This is a genomic window from Streptomyces sp. NPDC004609 (assembly GCF_042873655.1).
Lineage (GTDB): Bacteria > Actinomycetota > Actinomycetes > Streptomycetales > Streptomycetaceae > Streptomyces.
The window spans coordinates 20,821-27,145 of the sequence record NZ_JBIALS010000058.1 but is presented as its reverse complement, the minus strand read 5'-3'; the positions used below and the strand labels follow the sequence as shown (position 1 = coordinate 27,145).

At 70.8% G+C, this 6,325-nt stretch carries 8 protein-coding genes; 4 read left to right on the top strand and 4 right to left on the bottom strand.

Annotated features, from left to right (window positions below; all coding sequences use genetic code 11):
* Window positions 1–109: 109 nt before the first annotated feature.
* Entirely contained in the window at window positions 110–787 is a 678-nt protein-coding gene (locus ACFYT4_RS34210) for a TetR/AcrR family transcriptional regulator (RefSeq protein ID WP_389278172.1), read from the bottom strand.
* Window positions 788–884: 97 nt separating this feature from the next.
* On the opposite strand from ACFYT4_RS34210, the gene ACFYT4_RS34205 reads away from it, so the two are divergent.
* Both ACFYT4_RS34205 and ACFYT4_RS34200 read left to right on the top strand, forming a co-directional pair.
* The gene (locus ACFYT4_RS34205; protein WP_389278169.1) at window positions 885–1,589 is read left to right on the top strand and encodes an NAD(P)-dependent oxidoreductase; all 705 of its coding nucleotides are present in this window, start codon (window positions 885–887) and stop codon (window positions 1,587–1,589) included.
* Between the two features lie 38 nt (window positions 1,590–1,627).
* Window positions 1,628–2,215 (top strand): GNAT family N-acetyltransferase, encoded by a 588-nt coding sequence (locus ACFYT4_RS34200; RefSeq protein ID WP_389278166.1) that lies wholly within the window; start codon window positions 1,628–1,630, stop codon window positions 2,213–2,215.
* 51 nt (window positions 2,216–2,266) lie between these two features.
* On the opposite strand, the gene ACFYT4_RS34195 is transcribed toward ACFYT4_RS34200, so the two are convergent.
* The 3 genes from ACFYT4_RS34195 to ACFYT4_RS34185 all read right to left on the bottom strand — a co-directional run bounded on the left by ACFYT4_RS34195 (window position 2,267) and on the right by ACFYT4_RS34185 (window position 4,116).
* Window positions 2,267–3,178, bottom strand: coding sequence for a hypothetical protein (locus tag ACFYT4_RS34195; RefSeq protein WP_389278163.1), 912 nt, complete (start codon window positions 3,176–3,178; stop codon window positions 2,267–2,269).
* Window positions 3,178–3,357 (bottom strand): hypothetical protein, encoded by a 180-nt coding sequence (locus ACFYT4_RS34190; RefSeq protein WP_389278160.1) that lies wholly within the window; start codon window positions 3,355–3,357, stop codon window positions 3,178–3,180. The genes ACFYT4_RS34195 and ACFYT4_RS34190 overlap by 1 nt, the downstream gene beginning before the upstream one ends.
* 375 nt (window positions 3,358–3,732) lie before the next feature.
* On the bottom strand, window positions 3,733–4,116 hold the full coding sequence (locus ACFYT4_RS34185; protein WP_389278157.1) for a DUF6223 family protein: 384 nt from the start codon (window positions 4,114–4,116) through the stop codon (window positions 3,733–3,735).
* Window positions 4,117–4,333: 217 nt separating this feature from the next.
* Between ACFYT4_RS34185 and ACFYT4_RS34180 the strand changes: the two genes are divergently transcribed.
* Together ACFYT4_RS34180 and ACFYT4_RS34175 are read left to right on the top strand one after the other, a co-directional pair.
* Window positions 4,334–5,461 (top strand): sensor histidine kinase, encoded by a 1,128-nt coding sequence (locus ACFYT4_RS34180; RefSeq protein WP_389278154.1) that lies wholly within the window; start codon window positions 4,334–4,336, stop codon window positions 5,459–5,461.
* Window positions 5,458–6,120: a response regulator gene (locus ACFYT4_RS34175; protein WP_389278151.1), complete on the top strand. Its 663-nt coding sequence runs from the start codon at window positions 5,458–5,460 to the stop codon at window positions 6,118–6,120. Before ACFYT4_RS34180 ends, ACFYT4_RS34175 begins: the two co-directional genes overlap by 4 nt.
* The last annotated feature ends 205 nt before the right edge of the window (window positions 6,121–6,325 follow it).

Here is a 6,325-nt window from a genome sequence, read left to right as displayed (position 1 = left end):
TGCAGAGCGTCCAGCTCACCCGCCCACAACCTGACACCAGCAAGGTCCCCACCCATAACTGCATCAACGACCGAGCCTGCCACCAGTCACGCCAAACACCGTTGCAGTACTAGGGCGGTGAGTCGGGGTGCAGAGCGTCGAGGATGAGGGACAGGCCGAACTCGAACTCGTCGGCGGGGTCGTATCCGGGCTGGAGGGCGTGCTCGGTGATGAGCTCCGTGAGGTGTGGGTGGGTGTCGGTCGGCACCTCGCGCAGGATGGTGCCCGCGATGTCGTCGAGTTCGTTGTGGCCGGTGAAGGGCAGGCTCAGTTCCTGGAGGACGGACCCGTAGAGGTAGCTGTCGATCAGCGAGACGGCGTGCGCGGTCATCGCGAGGGAGAAGCCTCCCGCCCGCAGGGCTTCGAGGACGGCGTCGTGGTGACGCAAGGTCGCCGGGCCGGGCCGACGGCGGGAGTCCATCAGGCCGACGGCCCACGGATGGCCTCGAAGCACCGTGCGTGCCGATCTGGCGCGGTCGCGCATGGCCGCTTTCCAGTCCGTCGCCGACGGCGGAAGGCCGATCTGACCGAACACCGCGTCGACCATCCCGTCGAGGATGTCCTCCCGGCCGCGCACGTGGTTGTAGAGCGACATCGCCTCGACGCCCAGCCTGGCGGCGAGAGCCCGCATGGTGACGCCGGCGACGCCCTTCTCGTCGGCCAGCGCGATCGCGGCGGTCACCACTCGTTCCCGGCTGAGTGCCACCCTCTTCGGCTTCGTACGCCGCCCGGTGCCGTGCTCGCTCATGAGCGCCCTCCGCTGCCCTCTTGCCCAACTTACGGCGTAAGTCTATCGTTACTTACATTGTAAGTTCGACTGGTCGGCCGAGGGCGGGAGCCGAGAGATGAGCACGGAGCGGATGCGCAAGGTCTGCGTCGTCGGTGCTTCGGGAAAGCTGGGGCAGTACCTGGTCCGGCACGCGTTGGACCGCGGCCACGACGTCGTCGGCGTCTGCCGCGAACGCAGCGTCGGCAAACTCGCCGCGCTCGCGGACCGGATCACGATCGTGCCCGGTGCCACGAACGACCGGGAGGTGATCCGACGAGCCGTCGCCGGGTGCGACGGTGTGCTGACCGTACTCGTCCCCTGGGGCGTGCGGCAGTACTCATCGGGCACCGCACAGGCGGTGCTCGATCACGCGGACCCCGACGCGCGTCTGGTCTTCTCGTGCGGCTGGCACGTCCCCCGGGACGATCAGGACCGGTACTCCTGGACGTTCAGGGCCTCCACCCGGATCGTCACCCGGCTGGGACGCACCCTGCGCGTCATCGATGTCGACGACCAGGTGGAGGCGTCGCGCCGGATCTTCGCCAGCGACCGTCGGTGGACCCTGGTCCGTGCGAGCGATCTCGCAGAGGGCGAGAGTCAGGGGCTTCCCGTGTGGAGCCGCCACGTCGGCGCCCCGCTCCTCGCGAGCAACCTGACACGACGCGTCGACTTCGCGCTGTTCATGGTCGAAGCGCTCACCGACGACACACTCGTCCACGAGGCCCCGGCGATCGTCGGGCGCCTCACCCCCAGCGCGCTCGCGCATGCCGGCGACGGCTGATTCCCGATCACCGCGTACGGCGAAGGGCAGAACAGCACATGACGGCACCGCCTGTCACCACGCGTCCCGCAACGATCTCCGAACTCCACGAGGTCGCGGCGCTGTGCACCGCGGCATTCGCCGACGAGGCCGTGATGGCCTGGGCCCTCCCCGACCCCGTCACACGGCTCACGTACCTGCGTGGCGTCTTCGGCGCATCCCTCGGTGCCGCTGTTGACACCGGGGCCCTGATCCTCGCGGTAGCCGACGGCGTGCCCGCCGGCGCCTCGATCCGGGTGCCTCGATCAGGCATACCGGAAACCACGGAACCACCCGCCGGAGACGATCCGGTATCACGCCGCCTGCGAGCGGTTCAGGAAGCGACGGACACCCGGCACCCCGACAGCCCCCACCTCTACCTCCAGTCCATGGCCGTTCGGCCGGAACACCGCCGCCGGGGTGCGGGGAGCGCGATGATCACGTCCGGTTTGGCCCGAGCGGGAGAACGCGAACTGCCGGTCTACTTGGAGGCATCCACTCCCGACAACCGCAAGCTGTACGAACGGCACGGTTTCCGCGATCGCGGGGAACCGATCCGCCTCCCGGATGACGGACCATCACTGCAACCGATGTGGCTCGACGCCTGACACACATCACCCACCGGGCACCCGTCACCGTCGGCCCTCGCGGACGCCGGCTCACCCTCCGCCGTCACCGCCGTCGCCCCCGCCGTCACCGGCACCCGAGAAGTCCCAGACACCCGAGAAGTCGGTGGCGTCCAGCAGGGTGTCGGTGACCTCCACGGTCACCCGGTCGTAGAAGCCGTCCACGAGGTCGCCGAACTGTTCCGAGCGGGCCGCGCCCCGGATCGCGCCCGCCAGAACCTGGCCGGCCACCCGTGCGGCCGGTCCGCTGTCCTTGCCCCCGGGGCCCCGGCCCGCGGCCGCGCTCTTGAACAGCCGGGCCAGTGCGGACCGCCAGCTCTCGTGCACGGAGGGCACCATCAGCGTCATCGCGCCCATGCTGCGGGTGAACTCCAGGGCACGGCCCGGATCGCTCCGTACCCACTCGGGGAACTGGCCACGCGCCCGCTCGATGTCCGCTGCGGCCTGCCGGACCGCTGACTCCGAACGCTCGGTCCGACGGCTCTCCAGGCCCGACCAACTGTCGCTGGTGATCCGCAGATACCCGCGTGCGGCCATCGAACGGATCAGCTCCCGGTCGAAGTCACCACCTGCGGCGAAGTCGCCGCGCGCTGTGCCCTGGCCGTACAGCTGGTCACTCACCTGCGAAGCCGCGTGCTGTCGCAGGCCGGTCAGGACCCGGTCCTTGGCCCGCTCCATGTAGTCGGTGAGCCGGACGTCCGAGCGGGCCCCCCGGACGAACCCCCGGGAGACGAACGGCTCCAGCGGTCCGAAGAAGACGTACTTCTTCTGCATCTCGGTCCGGGTCACCGGTTTGACGACGCCGAGGACCTGGAGTTCGAGGAGCCCCCAGTGGTGACACGCACCCCAACTGCGCAGCGTGGAGTCCGTCTTGAGGAAATCGCACAGCATCCATGTCTCGGGGAGGTTCATCCGCCAGGCGGGACCGGTCCAGTCGGCTGCCATCAGCCGCCACCTCCGTCTCCGGCCGCCCCGTCCGTATCGGCGTCCGGACCGGTCGGGTCCGGGCTCATGCCGTTCTCACCAGCCACATAGTCACTGGTGAACAGATACCCGGTGTAGTCGGCGCTCTGTATGACGTCGTCGGCCTCGTATGCGCCTTCGCCGTACGTGGGATCGCCCATCGTCCTGCTCCCCCCGGGCCGGGGCATTCCCGGCCTCAACGGCGCACACTGTACCGACGGATTTCGTGCCCAACCAGACTGATAGGACGATGTACCGCGCATCGGATGGTGGCGGTGGTGAGCCGGTCCGGCGCCCGCTCGAAGACCCCGGCGGGAGCCGGACACAACCCCGGGCAGGTCGCTGTCGACGTGCCCGTACCGTGTTCCGGCCACAGCGGTCCAGCCGGTCTCCCGCCTCCGGCACAGAGGGATCCCGCAGCCGGTTCCGCAAAGGGCCGGTCAGCTCGCCATGAGGCGGGGCCGCCACGTACGGCGCGCGGGACATCGGTGGCGAGACCCCCGGGCCGACCCGAGCACACGCCCGTATCGCTGCGGTCAGCCGGCGCGACGGGAGCGGGCCAGAGCCGACACACCGAGGACCACCCCGATCAGCCCCACGATCAGAGCCACGAAGGCGCCGCCTCGCCCGTTGCCGGTGCCGATACCGCTGTCGGAGGTGGCCACGACCAGCCCGCCCAGGGCCATCGCGATCAGTCCCGCCGCCAGGGGCACCACGGTCCCGAGCCGTCCGTGGCCGGCGCCGAGACGACCGGCCGGGCGGGCCAGCGCCAACACGCCGATCACCAAGCCGATCAGCCCCACCGACGTGGCCACGATGGCGCCGAGCCGCCCGGCGCTCATGGTGGTGGCACCGGCGGCGGCCGGCTGGACCGCGAGGTGAACGGCCGCCGGTGCGGCGAGCATGAATCGGACTGTCATGAGGTGCTCCTTCTTCTCCTGCGACGAACGTCGCCCGATCATGTCCGCCGGACCCACCGCCGGTCGTCCGGCGGACGCGGGCAATCCACGCTGCCGCCGATGCCGCAGCCGGCTACCGCGGACGCCGCAGGAGGCTGGAACGTACCGCGTGCGTGGTAGCCGGCGGCTCGTCCGGGAGCGCGACTCGCCCGCTGCGGGATCCGGTTAGGGTGCGCTCATGAGTAGAGGTCCGTTCGGTGTCCCGGCCCGCCTCGGAGACGGGGCGATCGCCGTCGGCATCGCGGCGATCCTGCTGGTCACAGGGCTGTCCAAGCAGCACTCCGCCACGAACTCCGCCCTGCTCGGATACGCCCTGCTGACGGCAGGCGGCCTGGCGCTGGCCGGGCGCCGCCGTGCGCCGGTTCCCGTCCTGGCCGTCACCGGGCTGTGTGCGGTGGGCTACCAGGCGGCCGGCTTCGACGTACCCGCCGTCGCGTACCTGTTCGCGGTGTACGCGGCGGTACGAGCGGGACACCGCACCATCACCGTGACGGTGAGCGTGGCCGTACTCGCCGCTCTGCCCCTCGCCGCCCTGGCCTCGGGCCTGCACGACATCGGTGAGGCGTTCGCACAGGCCCGGGGCGCCCTCGAAATCGCCTGGCTGATCGCCGCCGCCGCGGCCGGTGAAGCACTGCGGCAGGCCGAGCGGCGCGCGGACGAAGCCGAGCGCACCCGGGAGGAGACCGCGCGGCACCGCGCCGACGAGGAACGCCTGCACATCGCGCGGGAGCTGCACGATTCACTCACCCACCAGATCTCGATCATCAAGGTGCAGGCCGAGGTCGCCGTCCATGTGGCCCGCAAGCGCGGCGAACAGGTGCCGCAGGCCCTGCTGGCGATCCAGGAGGCCGGGCGCGAGGCGACCCGGGAACTGCGCGCGACCCTGGAGGCGCTGCGCGACGACGGCCTGACCCAGCCTCACGAGCTCGACGACGTCCCGGAACTGGTGGAACGTGCCCGGCTGACCGGCTTGGACGCGAGTCTGACGATCGAAGGACAACAGCAGGACGTCCCCGCCGCGGTGGGCCGGACCGTCTACCGGATCGTTCAGGAGTCGCTCACCAACATCGCCCGTCACGCGGGCGCCGCCACGGCGTCGGTCCGGATCGACTGCCGTCCGGACACCCTGACCATACGAGTCGACGACGACGGCAGGGCCACACCGGACACCTCCCCGCCCCCCGGCGTCGGACTGCTCGGCATGCGCGAACGGGTCACCGCCCTCGGCGGCCGGCTGCGCGCGGAGCCGCGCGGCGAAGGCGGCTTCACCGTCCAGGCCGAGCTCCCCGTGGACCGGGCGTCGTGATCCGGGTCCTGCTGGTCGACGACCAGCCGCTCATCCGCAGCGGATTCCGCGCGCTCCTCGACCTGGAGGACGACATCGCGGTGGTCGCCGAGGCCTCCGACGGGGAGGAGGGCCTGGCTCTGGCCAGGGAACACCTGCCCGACATCGCTCTCATCGACATCCGGATGCCCGTCGTCGACGGCATCGAGGCGACCCGGCGCATCGCCGCGGACCCGGCCCTCGCCCGGCTGCACGTCGTCATCCTGACCAACTACGGCTTGGACGAGTACGTCTTCGACGCGCTGCGCGCGGGGGCCGCCGGATTCCTCGTCAAGGACATCGTGCCGGAGGACTTCCTGCACGCCGTACGCGTGGCCGCTCGCGGTGACGCGCTGCTCGCGCCCTCGATCACCCGCAAGCTCATCAACCGGTTTGTCACCCAGCCGCTCCATAGCGGCGCCGACACGCGGCTGGAGGACTTGACCAACCGCGAACGCGAGGCCGTCGCCCTGGTCGCGCAGGGCCTGTCCAACGACGAGATCGCCGGCCGCATGGTGATCAGCCCGATGACCGCGAAGACCCACATCAACCGGGCCATGACCAAGCTCCACGCCCGTGATCGCGCGCAGCTCGTCGTTCTCGCCTACGAATCCGGCCTGGTGGCCCCGCGCAACCCCTGACGCCGACGGCCCGGACACGGCGAACGAGTCGGCATCGTCCCGGCCCCGAGCGCGGACATCCGCGCCGGGTCCGGCACGGTCCGCCACACCGATGACGCACCGGTCCGGGACGCCAAGGCGACGGAAGAGGTCACCTTCTCCCGTAGCATCCCCGGCGGGAGTCCGGTCTCCCTGCATGACACCACGGCGACGGAGGGCTCCGGTC

What these genes read in the sequence shown, in the direction of transcription:
- ACFYT4_RS34205 (WP_389278169.1), top strand. Translation starts at nt 885, where the DNA reads ATGAGCACGGAGCGGATGCGCAAGGTCTGCGTCGTCGGTGCTTCGGGA.
- ACFYT4_RS34185 (WP_389278157.1), bottom strand. Translation starts at nt 4,116, where the DNA reads ATGACAGTCCGATTCATGCTCGCCGCACCGGCGGCCGTTCACCTCGCG.
- ACFYT4_RS34200 (WP_389278166.1), top strand. Translation starts at nt 1,628, where the DNA reads ATGACGGCACCGCCTGTCACCACGCGTCCCGCAACGATCTCCGAACTC.
- ACFYT4_RS34190 (WP_389278160.1), bottom strand. Translation starts at nt 3,357, where the DNA reads ATGGGCGATCCCACGTACGGCGAAGGCGCATACGAGGCCGACGACGTC.
- ACFYT4_RS34195 (WP_389278163.1), bottom strand. Translation starts at nt 3,178, where the DNA reads ATGGCAGCCGACTGGACCGGTCCCGCCTGGCGGATGAACCTCCCCGAG.
- ACFYT4_RS34210 (WP_389278172.1), bottom strand. Translation starts at nt 787, where the DNA reads ATGAGCGAGCACGGCACCGGGCGGCGTACGAAGCCGAAGAGGGTGGCA.
- ACFYT4_RS34180 (WP_389278154.1), top strand. Translation starts at nt 4,334, where the DNA reads ATGAGTAGAGGTCCGTTCGGTGTCCCGGCCCGCCTCGGAGACGGGGCG.